Below are 15,436 nucleotides of genomic sequence, written 5' to 3' on the forward strand. Positions count from 1 at the left end.
AGTGTCCGGGTGGACACGGCGCTCTCGGACCCCCTCGTCGGGCGGGTGCTCGACGGGCGCTACCGGGTCGTCGCGCGCATCGCCCGGGGCGGCATGGCGACCGTGTACGAGGCGCTCGACACGCGCCTGGACCGCCCCGTCGCGGTCAAGGTCATGCACCCGGCGCTCGCCGCCGACGAGGAGGCCGTGGCCCGGTTCATCCGCGAGGCGCGGGCCAGCGCCCGGCTGTCCGACCCCGGCGTCGTCGCCGTGTTCGACCAGGGCACGGACGGCGACGAGGTCTTCCTCGTCATGGAGCACGTCGAGGGCCGGACCCTGCGGGCGCTGCTGCGCGAGCGCGGCCGGCTGGGCCCCGGCGAGGCGCTCGACCTGCTCGAGCGGGTGCTCGCGGCGCTGGCCGCGGCGCACCGCGCCGGCATCGTGCACCGCGACGTGAAGCCCGAGAACGTGCTGCTCGCCGACGACGGCCGGGTCAAGGTCGCCGACTTCGGCCTGGCCCGGGCCGCCACGAGCAGCCACACCGGCGGCGCGCTCGTCGGCACCGTCTCCTACCTCGCCCCCGAGCTGGTCGAGCGCGGGGTGGCCGACGCCCGCTCCGACGTGTACTCCGCGGGCGTCGTGCTGTTCGAGCTGCTCACCGGCGGCAAGCCGTTCACCGGCGACTCGGCGGTGCAGGTGGCCTACCGGCACGTCCACGACGACGTGCCGCCGCCGTCGAGCCGGGTGCCCGGCCTGGACCCGGCGCTGGACCGCATCGTCGCCCGCGCCACCTCCCGCGACCCCGACGGCCGGCCCGCCGACGCGGGGGCGATGCTCGACGAGGTCGTGGCGGCCCACCGCCGGCTCGGCGCGGAGGCGCTCGAGCACGACCCCGGCGCGCCGGAGCCGACGCTCGTCGTCGACGCGGACGGCCACGAGCCCACGACGGCCGTCCCGCGGCACGGCACGCCGCGGCGCCGCCGCCGCAGCCCGCTGGTGGCGCTGCTGCTCGTCCTCGCGCTGCTCGGCGGCGGCACGGCCTGGTGGTACGCCGCCGGCCCCGGCGCCCGCACCGACGTCCCCGCGCTGCTGGGCCTCACCGCCGAGCAGGCGGCCGACCGCGCGCGCGAGGCGGGCCTCGAGGTCCGCACGCTCGACCCCGCGTACAGCGAGACCGTCCCCGCCGGGCAGGTCCTGCGCACCGAGCCCGGGCCCGGCGGGTCCGTCGCCGACGGCGGCACCGTCGGCGTCGTCCTGTCCCGCGGGCCCGAGCGGATCGCCGTGCCCGACGTCGTCGGCGCCCCCCGCGACGACGCCGAGGCGGCGGTCGACGGCGCCGGGCTGCAGCCGGTCGTCGAGGGGCGCTGGGACGACGACGTGCCCGCCGGCGAGGTCGTCTCGGTGTCGCCCGGCGAGGGCCAGGAGCTGCGGCGCGGCACCGCCGTCACCCTCGTCGTCAGCCGCGGCCCCGCCCCCGTCGAGCTCGAGGACTGGAGCGGCCGCCCGGCCGACGAGGCGACCGAGGCGCTGGAGGGCGCCGGGCTCGTCGTCGAGCGCGAGGAGGCGTACGACGAGCAGGTCGCCCGCGGCGACGTCCTCGTGCAGGACCCGGCCGCCTCCACGGTGCGCCGCGGCGACACCGTCACCCTGCTCGTGAGCCTCGGCCCGCCGCTCGTCGACGTGCCCCGCGTCGTCGACCGCAAGGTGGACGACGCGCGGGAGGCCCTCGAGGGCGCCGGGTTCGCCGTGCGCACCCGCGGCACGGAGATCCTCGGGCGCGTCCTCACCCAGAGCCCCGGCGGCGGGCAGGCGCCCAAGGGCTCCACCGTCACCCTGACGACGATCTGAGCGTGCCCGCCCCGCTCCCCCCGCCCGTCGGGGTCCACGTGCCCGTCGGCGGCGGCCTCGCCCGCAAGGGCCTGGCCTACGCCGACGCCGTCGGCGCGCGCGCCGTGCAGGTCTTCGTCGGCAACCCGCGCGGCTGGGCGACGCCGGCCGGCGACCCCGCGCAGGACAGCGCGTTCCGCGACCGCTGCGGGGAGGAGGGCGTCCCGGCGTACGTCCACACCCCGTACCTGGTGAACCTCGGCTCCCCCACCGCCGCCACCGTGGAGCGGTCGGTCGCCGCCGTCGCGCACGGGCTCGCCCGCGGCCGCGCCATCGGCGCGCTCGGGGTCGTCGTGCACACGGGCTCGGCGGTCGGCGAGGGCGCGTACGACGCCGCGATCGCGCAGGTGCGCGAGCAGCTGCTCCCGGTGCTCGACGCGCTGCAGGACGGCGGGCCGCAGCTGCTCCTGGAGCCCACGGCGGGGCAGGGCCGCTCGCTCTGCGCGACGGTCGAGGACCTCGGGCCGTACCTCGCCGCCCTCGACCACCACCCCCGCGTCGGCGTGTGCCTCGACACCTGCCACGTGTTCGCCGCCGGCCACGACCTCGCCGCGCCCGGCGGCACGAGCGCCACCCTCGACCGGCTCGTCGAGGTCGCGGGCCCGGGCCGGCTCGGGCTCGTGCACGCCAACGACTCCGTCGACGTCTGCGGCTCGGCCCGCGACCGGCACGAGCGGATCGGCCGCGGGCACATCGGCGAGGCCGCCTTCGCCGAGCTGCTGCGCCACCCCGCGGTCCAGGGCGTCCCCGTCGTGCTCGAGACGCCGGGGAAGGAGCCCGAGCACCGCGAGGACATCGCGCTGCTCGAGCGGCTGCGGGACGGCTGAGGGGCGCCCGGCGCGCACCTGTGTCCGCTTCGCGCACACGACGGTCCCCCAGGAGCGGCGTGTCCCGGCCGGGGCGCCGCGACGCGCCGTGCGCTGCGTGCGCGAACCGGGCAGGCGGGGCGCGGGAGGTCCCCCCGGCCCCTCAGACCCGGAGCTGCACGTCCAGGTCGAGCTCGGCGGACAGCCGGCGCTGCAGGCCCCGCCCCTGCCGGACGAACGCCCGTCGCACGTCCGCGCCGGCCCAGCCCTCCTCCGGGCGGGCGTTGCCCCGCGCGAAGAGCTCGCACCAGGCGACGAGTTCCGCGTGCAGGCCCGGGCTCACCGGCGGCTCCCCCGCGGGCAGCGCACCGGCGTCGGTCCACACCGGCCAGTCGACGCCGTGGTCGACCATGAGGCGCACGGGGCCGACCAGCTCGCCCGCGTGCTCCGCGAGCCAGGCCTCGACCTCGGGCGTGCGGCGGGTCCCCACGGGCCCACCCTGCCACCCCTGCGCAGCCCCCGGGGTACCGCAGAAGGGCACCTCCTCGCGGCTAGTCCGCGAGGAGGTGCCCTTCTGCGGGACCCGGGGGTCCCGGCGCGCCCGCGGGTCAGGGCTTGCGGGCGGTGACGAACCGGTCGAGGCCCTCGTGGTCCACGTGGTCGGCGACGTCGCGCCACCGGCGGGCGAAGACCGCGGGGGCGCTGCGGCCCTGGCGGTCGGAGTGCTCGACGACGACGAGGCCGCCCGGGCGCAGCAGGCGCCAGGCCGTGGCCTCGACCATCCGCACGAGGTCGAGGCCGTCGGCGCCGGCGACGAGGGCGCGCAGCGGGTCGTGGTCGCGGACCTCGGGGTCGACGGCGGGGAGCTCGTGCTCGGCGACGTACGGCGGGTTGCTCACGACCACGTCGACCCGCCCGTCGAGCCCGGGCAGGGCGTCCTCGGCGGAGCCGAGGTGGCAGGCCACGTCGAGCCCGAGCGCGTCGCGGTTGCGCTCGAGCCAGGCGAACGCACCGGGGTCGGCCTCCACCGCGTGCACCCGCGCGCCCGGCACCTCGTGGGCGACGGACATCGGGATGGTGCCCGCGCCGCTGCAGAGGTCGACGACGACGGGCGCGTCCAGCCCCTCCAGCCCCGCGACGACGGCGTCGACGACGCTCGACGTCTCCGGCTGCGGCGTGAAGACGCCCGGCCCGACGAGCAGGTCGACCCCGCGGAAGCGCGCCGTGCCCAGCAGGTGCTGCAGCGGCTCGCGGGCGGCCCGGCGCTCGACGAGGTCGCGCAGGCGCCCGGCCCCGGCGCGGTCGAGCGCCGCCCCGCCGCCGGCGACGTGCTCGGCGAGGGCCTGCGCGTCGGCGCGCGCGTCGCGCACCCCGGCGTCGGCGAGGCGGCGGGCGGCGCGCTCGACCTCCACCTCGAGCGGCAGGACGTCGAGCTGGGGACTGCTGGCCACGGGCTCCTCCGAGCGGTCGTACGGGCGCGCCGGCGCTCCCGTACCCACGACCCTGGTGATCGCACCCGCCCCCCGCAACCGCAGCCCCCGGCCTGCGTCCGGCCTGCGTCCGGCCTGCGTCCCGCATCCTGGGACGGGCTGTCCAGCAGGAGGACGGTGGGCTAGCGTGGCCCCCGTGACGCGCTGGTTCCCCTATGCCACCCGGTCCGAGGTCCCTCGGGCGGGTCGGCCGGCCTGCGCTCCCTAGGCGAGCGCCAGCCAGCACCCCGCACCGCAGAGCCCCGGGCCACCGCCCGGGGCTCTTCGCATGCCCGGCGCCGAACCACCACCCACCACCCACCACCCACCACCCACCACCGCAGGAGAGCAGCATGGTCGTCGTCATGGGTCCCGAGGCCGCGACGGCGGAGGTCGACGCCGTCGTCCGCCGCGTCGAGGAGGCCGGCGGCGAGGCCTTCGTCAGCCGCGGCGTGTCCCGCACCATCGTCGGCCTCGTCGGCGACGTCGAGCAGATGCGCGCGCTGAACCTGCGCGGCATGGCCGGGGTGGTCGACGTCGTGCGGGTCAGCGCTCCGTACAAGCTCGTGAGCCGCGAGCACCACGAGCGGATGACGACGGTGCGGGTCGGCGGGGTGCCCATCGGCCCCGACACCTTCACGCTCATCGCCGGCCCGTGCGCCGTGGAGGACCCCGAGCAGACCCTCGAGGCCGCCGAGATGGCCAAGGCCGCCGGCGCGACGCTGCTGCGCGGCGGGGCGTACAAGCCCCGCACGTCCCCGTACGCCTTCCAGGGGCTCGGCGAGACCGGCCTGAAGATCCTCGCCGACGTGCGCGAGGCCACCGGCCTGCCCGTCGTCACCGAGGTCGTCGACGCGCACGACGTGGAGCTCGTGGCGTCGTACGCGGACATGCTGCAGGTCGGCACCCGCAACATGGCGAACTTCGCGCTGCTGCAGGCCGTCGGCTCGGTCGGCAAGCCGGTCATGCTCAAGCGCGGGATGAGCGCCACCATCGAGGAGTGGCTGAGCGCGGCGGAGTACGTCGCGCAGCGCGGCAACCTCGACATCGTCCTGTGCGAGCGGGGCATCCGGACGTTCGAGAAGGCCACCCGGAACACGCTGGACATCAGCGCCGTCGCCGTCGCGCACGGGCTGTCGCACCTGCCGGTCGTCGTCGACCCGTCGCACTCCGGCGGCCGGCGCGACCTCGTGCTCCCGCTGTCGCGCGCGGCGATCGCGGTCGGCGCCGACGGCATCATCGTCGACGTGCACCCGCACCCCGAGCAGGCGCTGTGCGACGGCCCGCAGGCGCTCGTCGACGGGGACCTGCGCGCCCTCGCCGCGGCGGTGCGCCAGCTGCCGCCGCTGCTCGGGCGCGGCCCGGCCGTGGCCTGAGGCGTACGACCCGCCGGCGCGGGCGCCCCGCGAGGGGCGCCCGCGCCGCGCCTCACCAGCTGTGCGCCACGTCGACGACGAGCCGCGAGGTCCCGCTGACCGGCGGCAGGACGAGCACCCGGAACGGCAGGCGGGCGCGCACCCCCAGCCCGACCTGGCTCTGGCCCTCGAAGCTGCCCACCCAGGCGACCTGCCGGAACGTCGCGTAGCCGCCCACCCCGACCGCCTCCGACGGACGCGCCGGCGCGTAGGTCGGGCGCCCCTGCCCGTCGTACCCGGCCGCCTGCACGACGACCTCCAGCCGGGCGCGGCCGCGCAGCGGGACGACCTGCCCGGAGCCGTCGGCGCGGACCTGGTCGACGTACCGGACCGCGTAGCCCGTCACCCGTCCGCGCACGTCGACGACGAGCCGGTCGAAGCACGGGTGCTGCCCGGCGCGCAGCCCGCGCACCGTCCCCGTCGTCGTGGCCGGCGCCCGCTCGGCCAGCGACCCCCACGGCGTCGCGCAGCCGGCGGCCCCCGCCACCGGTGCCGCCGCCACCGCGCCGCCGCCGAGCAGCGCCGCCACCCCCAGCGCGGCGGTCGCCCGCCGCGCCCCTCGCCCCGTCCGCCCCGCCAGACCCCGAACGCCCATCACGGCCCCCTCGCCGTCGCCCCCACGCCCGGCCCGAGCGCCGGACCCGTGGGACGGGGAGCGGCGCCGCACCGCGCCTGATACGCCGACGGTGCGCCTCAGCGGGCGCTGCGTCCAGGGGTCGTCACCGACGCGTGACCAGCAGCTTCGCGAGCACCTCGGCCGCGGCGTCCACGCCCTCGTCGTCGACGTCCAGGTGCGTCAAGAGACGGGCGGTGCGCGGCCCCAGCACGCTGACGAGCACGCCCTGGGCGGCGGCGTCGCGGGCCAGGCCCGGCGCGTCGTCGACGGCGAGCACGACGATGTTCGTCTCGACCCGCGAGGGGTCGACGACCGCGGGGTCGGCGTCGGCGAGCCGCTCGGCGAGGCGGCGGGCGCGGGCGTGGTCGTCGGCGAGGCGCTCGACGTGGTGGTCGAGGGCGTGCAGGCCCGCGGCGGCGAGCAGGCCCACCTGGCGCATCCCGCCGCCGAGCCGCTTGCGCAGCACGCGCGCCTGCGCGACGCGCTCCGCGCTGGCGACGAGCACCGAGCCGACGGGCGCCCCGAGGCCCTTGGAGAGGCAGACCGAGACGGTGTCGGCGCAGGCCCCGTACGCCGCCAGCGGCACGCCCGCCGCCACGTGCGCGTTCCACAGCCGCGCCCCGTCGAGGTGCACGGCGACGCCCGCGTCGGCGGTCAGCGCGCGCAGGCGCTGCAGCTGCGCGAGCGGCTGGACGGTGCCCCCGCCGAAGTTGTGCGTGTTCTCCACGGCGACCGCCGCCGTGGAGACGAGGTACGGCCCCGCGTCGGGCTCCATGAGCGCCGCCGCCGCCTCGGCGTCGAGCCTGCCGTCCTCGCTCTGCCAGGTGCGCGTCGTGATCCCCGACAGGGCGGCGCCGGCGCCGAGCTCGGCGCGCACCACGTGCGCGCGCACGTCGCAGAGGAGCTCCTCGCCGGGGTCCACCAGCAGGCGCATCCCCAGCTGGTTGGCGAGCGAGCCGGTGGCGGTGAGGAGGCCGGCCTCGTGGCCGAGCAGGTCGGCCACCCGGCGCTCGAGCGCGGCGACGGTGGGGTCCTCGCCGTAGACGTCGTCGCCGACGTCCGCCCCGGCCATGGCCCGGCGCATGGCGGCGGTGGGGCGGGTGACGGTGTCGCTGCGCAGGTCGAGCACCGGGCGAGGGTACGGCCCCGCGCCGCCCGCCCGCGCCGTCGGGCCCCCGCACGGCCCGGGGGCCCGACGGCCGTCGTGGGTCAGAGCTGCGGGCGCAGCCGGTGGTGGTCGGTCACCTGCTGGAACGCGTGCACGACGCGCAGCGCGAGCTCGTCGTCGCCGGGCGCGGCGTTGACGAGCATGGACAGCGGCATCCGCTCCGCCGACGAGAGCCCCGTCGGCACCGCGATTGACGGCGAGCCGGTGAGGCTCCAGGGACTGCGCTTGCTCCCCGAGGACGGCCGGGGCCGCGCGGGGTTGCGCTCGGCGTCCTTGTAGGGCGCCACGTCGTCCTCCGGGTGCAGGAACACGTCGACGTCCTCGAACATCGCCAGGAACTGCTCGTTCCACAGGCTCCGCGCGCGCTGCGCCTGCACGTACGCGCTCGCCGGCAGCACGTTGCCGTTGTTGACCTGGTTGCGGTACGGGGCGGTGAAGGCCTCGGCGCGCTCGACCCAGTTGTCGTACTGGAAGGCCGCGACCTCGCTGTTGACGATGGGCGTGGTCATCGAGGCGAGCGTGGTGAAGGGCTCGGGCAGCGTGCTGGTCCGCACGCTCACCACGGTGGCGCCCAGGCTCGCCAGGACGGCTGCCGCCTCGTCGAACGCGGCGAGCTGGTCGTCGCTCGGCACGCCGCGGAAGTAGTCGCCGGGAGCCGGCACCCCGACGCGCAGCCCGCGCAGCGGGCGGCGCCCCTCCGACGCGCGCAGCGCCCGTGCCAGGGCGTAGCGCTCCACGGGGCGGCTCGTCGGGTCCTGCGGGTCGTGCCCGCCCATGACGTCGACGAGGATCGCCGCGTCGAGCGCCGAGCGCGCCAGGGGGCCGACGTTGTCGATGGTGTAGCTCAGCGGGAAGACGCCGTGCTTGCTCACCATGCCGTACGTCGTGCGGTAGCCGGTGAGGCCGCAGTTCGACGAGGGGCCGCGGATCGAGCCGCGGGTGTCCGTGCCGATGCCGGCGAGGAACTGCCCGGCGGCGGCCCCCGACGCCGAGCCGGAGCTCGACCCGCCGGGCTGGCGCTGCAGGTCCCACGGGTTGTTCGTCGGGGCGGGGTCGCCCGAGGCCAGCTCGATGGTGTGGGTCTTGCCGACGACCACCGCGCCCGCCTCCAGCAGGCGGGTCACGCACGTGGCGTCGAAGTCCGGGCGGAACCCGCGGTAGAGCGCGGAGCCGCCCTCGGTCGGGATGCCCTTGGTGAAGATGATGTCCTTCAGGCCGATCGGGACGCCGTGCAGCGGCCCCAGGTAGCGCCCGCGCCGCAGCAGCCGGTCCGCGCGCCGGGCCTGCGCGAGCACCAGGTCGGCGTCGTACTCCAGGGCGTAGGTCAGGACGCGGCCCTCGACCTCGGCGCTGCGCTCGAGCACCGCCTGGGCCAGCTCGACGGCGGTGACGCGCCCCGTGCGCAGCAGGCGGGCCGCCTCGGTGATCTCCAGGTCGTGCAGGGGCCGGTCGGCCCCTGGCGCCCCGGCCCCTGCGGGGGCGGCGGACGCGGGACCGGCCAGCGCCGGCGCCGCGGCGGCGGCCAGCGCCGCCCCCGCAGCGCCCTTGAGGAAGGCCGCGCGGCTCACCGGCTCAGCCACGGCGCTCACGCCCCGACGGCTCGACCACGGGGACGGGCACGTAGCGCGGCAGGGGGTAGGGCCCGCGGGGCTGCCCCACCCGGGCGACGAACGCGGAGCACTCCTCGAGCCCGTTGAGCCCCTCCGCGAACTGGGCCCCCGAGGGCAGCTGCCCGGGGCGCAGCCCCCGGGCCCGCCCGATGCCCTCCGCGATGGCCGCGGCTTCCTCCGGCGTGACCGGCACGTGGTCCTCCCTCTGTCGGCGCTGGGGCGCCCACTCTGGGAGACGGGTGTTTCGTCCGGGTGTCGCCCGTGGGACGGGCGGCGAACCGCGGGGCCGGCCGGCGCTCAGGCGCCGAGGACGTCCCGGTCGGTGTAGCTGCCGACGCGGGCCGGGGCGAGGGCGCGGCCGTCGCGGTCGACGTACGAGCCGGCGACGGCCGGGGCGGTGCCGGCGTAGGCGCCGGGCACGAGGGGCCGGCGGGCGCCGTCCCGGTCGACGTACGCGCCGACCGGGCGGGTCGAGGGGGTCGCGGTGCGGGCGGTGCGCGCGGGGCGCAGCAGGGTGGTGCTCATGGCGGTCTCCTCGGCAGGGGTGGGCTCTTCTCTGGAACGGTTCCAATCCTACGGTGCCGTAGGGTGCTCGCCCCCGCCGGTGGGGCAGGATCCGGGCATGAGCGTCGTCACCCCCGGCAGCCCCGGTCCCGCGCCGCAGCCGTGCGGCACCTGGAGCACCCCCGTCAGCGCCGCCCTGGCGTCCGGCTCCACCGTCCGCCTCGAGGGCGTGGCCTGGGACGACGACGGGTCGCTGTGGTGGTCCGAGGGCCGCGCGGACGGCGGCGGGCGCGCCGTCGTCCTGCGGCGCGGTGCCGACGGCTCCGTGCGCGAGGTCACCCCGCCGGGCCTCGACCCGCGCACGCGGGCCCACGAGTACGGCGGCGGCGCCTGGGTCCCCGTGGGCGGGCGGCTGGTGCTCGCGGGGTGGGCCGACCAGCGCCTGCACCTCGTGGAGCCGGACGGCGCGGTGCGCGCCCTCACCCCCGAGCCGGTGCGGCCGCAGGGCGTGCGCTACGCCGACCTCGTCCCCTCCCCCGACCGCGCGGAGGTGTGGTGCGTGCGCGAGGAGGTGGACGGGGCCGACGTGCGGCGCGCCATCGTCGCCGTGCCCCTCGACGGCGGCGGCGAGCGGGTGCTGGCCGCCGACGGGCACTTCCTGTCCACCCCGCGACCCTCGCCCGACGGGCGCCGCCTGGCGTGGCTGCGGTGGGACCACCCGAGATTGCCCTGGGACGGCACGGAGCTGCGGGTGGCCGACGTCGCCCCGGACGGCTCGGTGGGCACGGCGCGCACCGTCCTCGGCGGTGCCTCGGAGAGCGTGTTCCAGCCCGAGTGGCTCGCCCCGGACCGGCTCGTCGCGGTCAGCGACCGCAGCGGCTGGTGGAACCTCCACGAGGTCGGGCTCGACGGCGCGGTGCGCGCACTGTGCCCCCGGGAGGAGGAGTTCGGCGTTCCCCAGTGGCAGTTCGGCATGACCACGTACGCCGTCCTCGACGACGGCCGCCTCGCCGTCACCCACGGGACCGCGGAGTGGGCCCTGTCCGTCCTCGACCCGGCCGACGGCAGCCTGCGGCGCGTCGACCTGCCGCAGACCGACTGGCGGGCCTCGGTCCGCGCCCGCGGCGGGCACGTCGCGGCGGTGGCGGGCGGGCCGGCGACGCCGGCCGAGGTGCTCGACGTCGACCTGGCCACCGGGCGCGCCGAGGTCGTTGCCCGCGCGCTGGCGGAGGTCCCCGACGAGCGCTACCTCCCGCGGCCGCACCCGCTCACCGTGACCGGCCCCCAGGGCCGCGAGGTGCACGCGGTCGTCTACCCCCCGCGCAACCCGGGCGCCGTGCCGCTGCCCGGGGAGCGGCCCCCGTACGTCGCCTTCGTCCACGGCGGGCCGACGGCGCAGGTCCGCGCCGGGCTCGACCTGGTCAAGGCGGCGTTCACCAGCCGCGGGATCGGCGTGGTCGACGTGAACTACGGCGGCTCGACGGGGTACGGGCGCGCGTACCGCGAGCGGCTGCGCGGGCAGTGGGGCGTCGTCGACGTCGAGGACGTGGTCGCCGTGGTGCAGGCGCTCGCCGAGCGCGGCGAGGCCGACGGCGAGCGGTTGCTCGTGCGCGGCGGCAGCGCCGGCGGCTGGACGGTCCTGGCCGCCCTGACCCGCACCTCCGCGTTCGCGGGCGGGACGTCGTACTTCGGGGTCGCCGAGCTCGTCCACTTCGTCGAGGACACCCACGACTTCGAGTCGCGCTACGTCGACGGGCTCGTCGGCCCGCTGCCGGAGGCCCAGGACCTCTACGTCGAGCGGGCGCCGCTCTCGCACGTGGACGGGCTGTCCTGCCCGGTCCTGCTCCTGCAGGGCCTCGACGACCGGGTGGTGCCGCCGTCGCAGGCCGAGATGCTCCGCGACGCCCTGCGGCGCAAGGGGATCCCGCACGCGTACGTCGCCTTCGAGGGCGAGCAGCACGGCTTCCGCTCCGCGGCCGCGCAGCGGGCCTCGCTCGAGGCCGAGCTGTCGTTCACCGGGCAGGTCTGCGGCGTCGTCGTGCCGGACGTCCCAGCGCTGGCCCTCGAGCGGTAGGGGGTTGGCACTCCCGCGTCGTGAGTGCTAAATACTGGGGTGTCGCGGAGCGCGTGCGCGACCACCACCCGCAGCACCGCCCCCGCGACCGCCGGAGCCAGAGCGGCCCGGCGCACGTGACGAGGAGGTGGTTCCGGTGGTGACCAGGTTCGACCCCTTCCGCGACGTCGACCGCCTCGCCGAGCGGCTCTTCACCGCGGCGAGCGACGTCGGCCAGGCCGCCCGCGCCATGCCGATGGACCTCTACCGCTCGGGCGACCACTACGTGCTCCACGTCGACCTGCCCGGGGTCGACCCCGGCTCGGTGGACGTGGGCGTCGACGGGCGCGTGCTCACGGTGCGCGCGCAGCGCAGCCCGCGCGGCGAGGACCTCGAGTGGCTGACCCAGGAGCGCCCGGTGGGCTCGTTCGCCCGCCAGCTCACCCTGGGCAGCGGCCTCGACCTCGACCGGATCGAGGCGACGTACGAGGACGGCGTGCTCACCGTGACCCTGCCGGTCGCCGAGCAGGCCCGGCCGCGGCGCATCGAGGTCGCCCACCGCGCCGGCCGCCAGGCCGTCGCCGGCAGCGCGGCGGGCTCGGTGGGCTCGGTGGGCTCGGCGGAGCAGCAGGCCGTCGAGGGCTGAGCGGGAGCACCACCGCCGGCGGCGGGGTGCCTGATCGCCGGCGGCGGGGTGCATGGTCGCGGTCGGTCGGGGGCCGCGCCCGGAGGGCTCCGGGCGCGGCCGTCCCCTCAGCGCTCGCTGTCGAGGGCCGCGAGGTGCTCGGGGGTGTCCCGCTCCCCCGCCACGCCGGCCGCGGCCTGCTCGGCGCGGGCCAGGTCCTCGTCGGAGAGCTGAACGTCGAGGGCGCCGAGCGACTCCGCCAGGCGCTCGCGGGTGCGCGCGCCGACGAGCGGCACCACGTGCTCGCCGCGGGCGAGGGCCCAGGCGATGGCGAGCTGGGCGACGGTGCAGCCCTTCTCCTCGGCCAGGGCGCGCAGCTGCTCGACGACCGCCAGGTTCCGCTGCAGGTTCTCGCCCTGGAAGCGGGGCCCGTACGCGCGGAAGTCGTCGGCGCCGAGCCGCCGGTCCGGGGTCCAGTGCCCGCTGAGCAGGCCGCGGGAGAGGACCCCGTACGGGGTGAACCCGACGCCGAGCTCGCGGGCGGACGGCAGCGCGTTGCGCTCGACGCTGCGCGACACGAGCGACCACTCGATCTGCACGTCGGCGACCGGCTGCACGGCGTGCGCCCGGCGCAGCGAGTCGGCCCCGACCTCCGACAGGCCCAGGTGCCGCACCCAGCCGGCCTGCACGAGCTCGCCCACCGCCCCCGCGGTCTCCTCGACCGGCACCGCGGGGTCCACCCGCGCGGGGCGGTAGACGTCGACGTGGTCGGTGCCGAGCCGGCGCAGGGTGTACGCCAGCGCGCTCTTGACTGCGGCCGGGCGGCCGTCGATGCCGAGCCACGAGCCGTCGGGCCCGCGCAGCGCCCCGAACTTCACGCTGAGGACGACGCCGTCCCGGTCGCGCCCGGCGAGGGCGTCGCGCAGCAGCAGCTCGTTGTCGCCCATCCCGTAGAAGTCGCCGGTGTCCAGCAGCGTGACGCCCGCGTCCAGCGCCGCGCGGACCGTGGCCAGGGCCTCGTCGCGGTCGGCGGGGCCGTAGAGGTCGGACATCCCCATGCAGCCGAGCCCGAGGGCCGAGACCTCGGGTCCGGTGGTGCCGAGCCTGCGCGTCTGCATCGTGCTCCTCCTCGTCGCGGGGCCGGCCGTCGCCGGGCTGGACGTCGCCGGGCCGGCCCCAGCCTCGCGCCCGGCGCCCCGCCCCGCACGCTCGGGGGTGCTCGGGCGGGGGGTGCTCAGGCCCCCGCGGCCGTGCCCTCGGCCTGCGCGGGCGGGGAGAGCTCGCGCACCGCGTCGCCGTACCAGGGCGCGGCCCGCGCGTCCTTGAGCGCGCGCCGGCGGGTGCGCCCGCCCAGCCGCTCGAGGTAGAGCCGGCCGTCGAGGTGGTCGACCTCGTGCTGGAAGCAGCGGGCGAGGAAGCCCTCGGCCTCCACCGCGACCGGCTCGCCGCGCACGCCGACGCCCGTCACGCGCACGTGCTCCGCCCGCGGGGTCTCGTACGCCAGGTCGGGCACCGACAGGCAGCCCTCCTCGCCCTCCTGCAGGCCGCCCTCGAGCCGCTCCAGCGACGGGTTGACGACGACGCCGCGCTCGCCGGGGCCCGTGTCGTACACGAAGACGCGCAGGCCCACGCCGATCTGCGGGGCCGCCAGCCCCGCGCCGACCGCCGCCTTCATCGAGGCGAACATCCGCTCGACGAGGTCGGCGAGCGCGTCGTCGAAGACGGTGACCTCCTGCGCCGGCGCGTGGAGCACCGGCTGGCCCATGAGGACGATGGGCGGCAGCGGGTGCTCGAGGCGGGGCGCCCGCACCTCAGCGCTCCGCGAGCATCTCGGCGACGAGGAAGGCGAGCTCCAGCGACTGCTGGTGGTTCAGCCGCGGGTCGCAGGCCGTCTCGTAGCGCGTGCCGAGGTCGGCGTCGGCGAGCCCGCCGCCGCCGCCGGTGCACTCGGTGACGTCGTCGCCGGTCAGCTCGACGTGGAGGCCGCCCGGCCACGTGCCCAGCGCGCGGTGGACCTCGAAGAACCCGCGCACCTCGTCGACGACGTCCTCGAAGCGGCGGGTCTTGTAGCCGCTCGCGGACTCGTACGTGTTGCCGTGCATGGGGTCGCACACCCACGCCACCTGCGCCCCGGACGCCGTCACCTTGGCCACGAGCTCGGGCAGCGCCTCGCGGATGCGCCCGGCGCCCATGCGGGTGATGAAGGTGAGCCGGCCCGGCTCGCGGTCGGGGTCGAGCCGCTCGATGAGCGCGAGCGCGTCGTCGGGGGTGGTCGTCGGCCCGACCTTGACCCCGATCGGGTTGCGGATGCCCGCGGCGAAGGCGACGTGCGCGCCGTCGAGCTGGCGGGTGCGCTCGCCGAGCCAGACCAGGTGCGCCGAGACGTCGTACGGCAGGCCCGTGCGCGAGTCGGTGCGGGTGAGGGCCCGCTCGTAGTCGAGGATCAGCGCCTCGTGCGAGGCGTAGAAGTCGACCGTGCGGAACTCGCGGGGGTCCGCGCCGCACGCCGCCATGAACGCCAGGGCGCGCTCGATGTCGCGCGCCATGTCCTCGTAGCGGGCCATGGCGCCGCTGTCGCGGACGAAGCCGCGGTTCCACTCGTGCACCTGGCGCAGGTCGGCGAAGCCGCCCTGGGTGAAGGCGCGGATGAGGTTCAGCGTGCCGGCCGAGGCGTTGTAGACCCGCAGCAGCCGCTCGGGGTCGGGCGTGCGCGCCTCCGGGGTGAAGGCCAGGTCGTTGACGGCGTCCCCGCGGTACGCCGGCAGGGTCACGCTCTCGCCGTCGACGACCCGGGTCTCGCTGCCGCTCGAGCGCGGCTTGGCGAACTGCCCGGCCATGCGCCCGAGCTTCACCACCGGCACCGAGGCGCCGTACGTCAGCACGACCGCCATCTGCAGCACCGTCTTGACCTTGCCGCGGATCGCGTCGGCGGTGGCCCCGGCGAAGGTCTCGGCGCAGTCGCCGCCCTGCAGGAGGAACGCCTCGCCGCGCGCGACGGCGCCCAGGCGCTCCTTGAGCTGGTCGCACTCGCCCGCGAAGACCAGGGGCGGCAGCGTCGCCAGCGTGGCCATCGCCGCGTCGAGCCGGGCCCGGTCCGGCCACTCCGGCTGCTGGGCGGCCGGCAGGTCGCGCCAGGCGTCGAGCCGGGCGTCGGCACGGGCCCCGGCAGGGGCCTCGGCACGCGAGGGGGGCACGGACGGGGTCGCGGGCGCGCTGGTGCTCACCGCGCCAGGGTACGGCCCGGCGCGGGGCCCGTACGGGTCGTCCACAGGTCTAGGGTGGGTGCCCACGGCAGCGTCGCCGG

The 15,436-nt window shown here is 77.6% G+C and carries 15 protein-coding genes; 5 read left to right on the forward strand and 10 right to left on the reverse strand.

Annotation, left to right across the window (positions count from 1 at the left end; genetic code table 11):
- Positions 1-9 precede the first annotated feature (9 nt).
- Both pknB and D5H78_RS06255 read left to right on the forward strand, forming a co-directional pair.
- The gene (pknB, locus tag D5H78_RS06250) at positions 10-1,827 is read left to right on the forward strand and encodes a Stk1 family PASTA domain-containing Ser/Thr kinase (protein WP_119949575.1); all 1,818 of its coding nucleotides are present in this window, start codon (positions 10-12) and stop codon (positions 1,825-1,827) included.
- A complete protein-coding gene (locus D5H78_RS06255) occupies positions 1,824-2,693 on the forward strand; it encodes a deoxyribonuclease IV (protein ID WP_119949911.1) in 870 nt (289 codons plus the stop codon). Before pknB ends, D5H78_RS06255 begins: the two co-directional genes overlap by 4 nt.
- A 142-nt stretch (positions 2,694-2,835) precedes the next feature.
- Here the strand turns inward: D5H78_RS06255 and D5H78_RS06260 are convergent, their stop codons facing one another.
- Positions 2,836-3,162: a hypothetical protein gene (locus D5H78_RS06260; protein WP_119949576.1), complete on the reverse strand. Its 327-nt coding sequence runs from the start codon at positions 3,160-3,162 to the stop codon at positions 2,836-2,838.
- A 118-nt stretch (positions 3,163-3,280) separates the two neighbouring features.
- Positions 3,281-4,123 (reverse strand): peptide chain release factor N(5)-glutamine methyltransferase, encoded by an 843-nt coding sequence (gene prmC / locus D5H78_RS06265; protein ID WP_218566301.1) that lies wholly within the window; start codon positions 4,121-4,123, stop codon positions 3,281-3,283.
- 371 nt (positions 4,124-4,494) lie between these two features.
- Between prmC and aroF the strand changes: the two genes are divergently transcribed.
- Positions 4,495-5,517: a 3-deoxy-7-phosphoheptulonate synthase gene (aroF, locus tag D5H78_RS06270; RefSeq protein ID WP_119949577.1), complete on the forward strand. Its 1,023-nt coding sequence runs from the start codon at positions 4,495-4,497 to the stop codon at positions 5,515-5,517.
- Between the two features lie 52 nt (positions 5,518-5,569).
- Here the strand turns inward: aroF and D5H78_RS06275 are convergent, their stop codons facing one another.
- From D5H78_RS06275 to D5H78_RS06295, 5 genes are all read right to left on the reverse strand, one after another.
- On the reverse strand, positions 5,570-6,151 hold the full coding sequence (locus D5H78_RS06275; RefSeq protein ID WP_119949578.1) for an AMIN-like domain-containing (lipo)protein: 582 nt from the start codon (positions 6,149-6,151) through the stop codon (positions 5,570-5,572).
- Between the two features lie 124 nt (positions 6,152-6,275).
- Positions 6,276-7,301, reverse strand: coding sequence for a threonine aldolase family protein (locus D5H78_RS06280; protein WP_119949579.1), 1,026 nt, complete (start codon positions 7,299-7,301; stop codon positions 6,276-6,278).
- Between the two features lie 80 nt (positions 7,302-7,381).
- A complete protein-coding gene (locus tag D5H78_RS06285; RefSeq protein ID WP_119949580.1) occupies positions 7,382-8,929 on the reverse strand; it encodes an amidase in 1,548 nt (515 codons plus the stop codon).
- Complete coding sequence (locus D5H78_RS06290) at positions 8,913-9,143, reverse strand: hypothetical protein (protein ID WP_119949581.1); 231 nt, start codon at positions 9,141-9,143, stop codon at positions 8,913-8,915. The genes D5H78_RS06285 and D5H78_RS06290 overlap by 17 nt, the downstream gene beginning before the upstream one ends.
- Before the next feature lie 104 nt (positions 9,144-9,247).
- Complete coding sequence (locus D5H78_RS06295) at positions 9,248-9,475, reverse strand: hypothetical protein (protein WP_119949582.1); 228 nt, start codon at positions 9,473-9,475, stop codon at positions 9,248-9,250.
- 97 nt (positions 9,476-9,572) lie between these two features.
- On the opposite strand from D5H78_RS06295, the gene D5H78_RS06300 reads away from it, so the two are divergent.
- Both D5H78_RS06300 and D5H78_RS06305 read left to right on the forward strand, forming a co-directional pair.
- Complete coding sequence (locus D5H78_RS06300; RefSeq protein ID WP_119949583.1) at positions 9,573-11,528, forward strand: S9 family peptidase; 1,956 nt, start codon at positions 9,573-9,575, stop codon at positions 11,526-11,528.
- A gap of 136 nt (positions 11,529-11,664) precedes the next feature.
- Complete coding sequence (locus D5H78_RS06305; RefSeq protein WP_177891144.1) at positions 11,665-12,153, forward strand: Hsp20 family protein; 489 nt, start codon at positions 11,665-11,667, stop codon at positions 12,151-12,153.
- 107 nt (positions 12,154-12,260) lie between these two features.
- On the opposite strand, the gene D5H78_RS06310 is transcribed toward D5H78_RS06305, so the two are convergent.
- The 3 genes from D5H78_RS06310 to D5H78_RS06320 all read right to left on the reverse strand — a co-directional run bounded on the left by D5H78_RS06310 (position 12,261) and on the right by D5H78_RS06320 (position 15,326).
- The gene (locus tag D5H78_RS06310) at positions 12,261-13,250 is read right to left on the reverse strand and encodes an aldo/keto reductase (RefSeq protein ID WP_119949584.1); all 990 of its coding nucleotides are present in this window, start codon (positions 13,248-13,250) and stop codon (positions 12,261-12,263) included.
- Positions 13,251-13,366: 116 nt separating this feature from the next.
- Positions 13,367-13,942 carry a peptide deformylase gene (def, locus tag D5H78_RS06315; protein ID WP_218566302.1) on the reverse strand — a complete coding sequence of 192 codons (576 nt, stop codon included), beginning with the start codon at positions 13,940-13,942 and terminating at the stop codon, positions 13,367-13,369.
- A gap of 1 nt (position 13,943) precedes the next feature.
- Positions 13,944-15,326, reverse strand: coding sequence for a class II 3-deoxy-7-phosphoheptulonate synthase (locus tag D5H78_RS06320; RefSeq protein WP_119949915.1), 1,383 nt, complete (start codon positions 15,324-15,326; stop codon positions 13,944-13,946).
- Positions 15,327-15,436: the final 110 nt, after the last annotated feature.

The organism is Vallicoccus soli, from assembly GCF_003594885.1.
Taxonomy (GTDB): Bacteria; Actinomycetota; Actinomycetes; order Motilibacterales; family Motilibacteraceae; genus Vallicoccus; species Vallicoccus soli.

Excerpts from the sequence above, each read along its gene's own strand:
- aroF (WP_119949577.1), top strand. The coding sequence starts at position 4,495 with ATGGTCGTCGTCATGGGTCCCGAGGCCGCGACGGCGGAGGTCGACGCC.
- D5H78_RS06275 (WP_119949578.1), bottom strand. The coding sequence starts at position 6,151 with ATGGGCGTTCGGGGTCTGGCGGGGCGGACGGGGCGAGGGGCGCGGCGG.
- D5H78_RS06295 (WP_119949582.1), bottom strand. The coding sequence starts at position 9,475 with ATGAGCACCACCCTGCTGCGCCCCGCGCGCACCGCCCGCACCGCGACC.
- D5H78_RS06300 (WP_119949583.1), top strand. The coding sequence starts at position 9,573 with ATGAGCGTCGTCACCCCCGGCAGCCCCGGTCCCGCGCCGCAGCCGTGC.
- D5H78_RS06310 (WP_119949584.1), bottom strand. The coding sequence starts at position 13,250 with ATGCAGACGCGCAGGCTCGGCACCACCGGACCCGAGGTCTCGGCCCTC.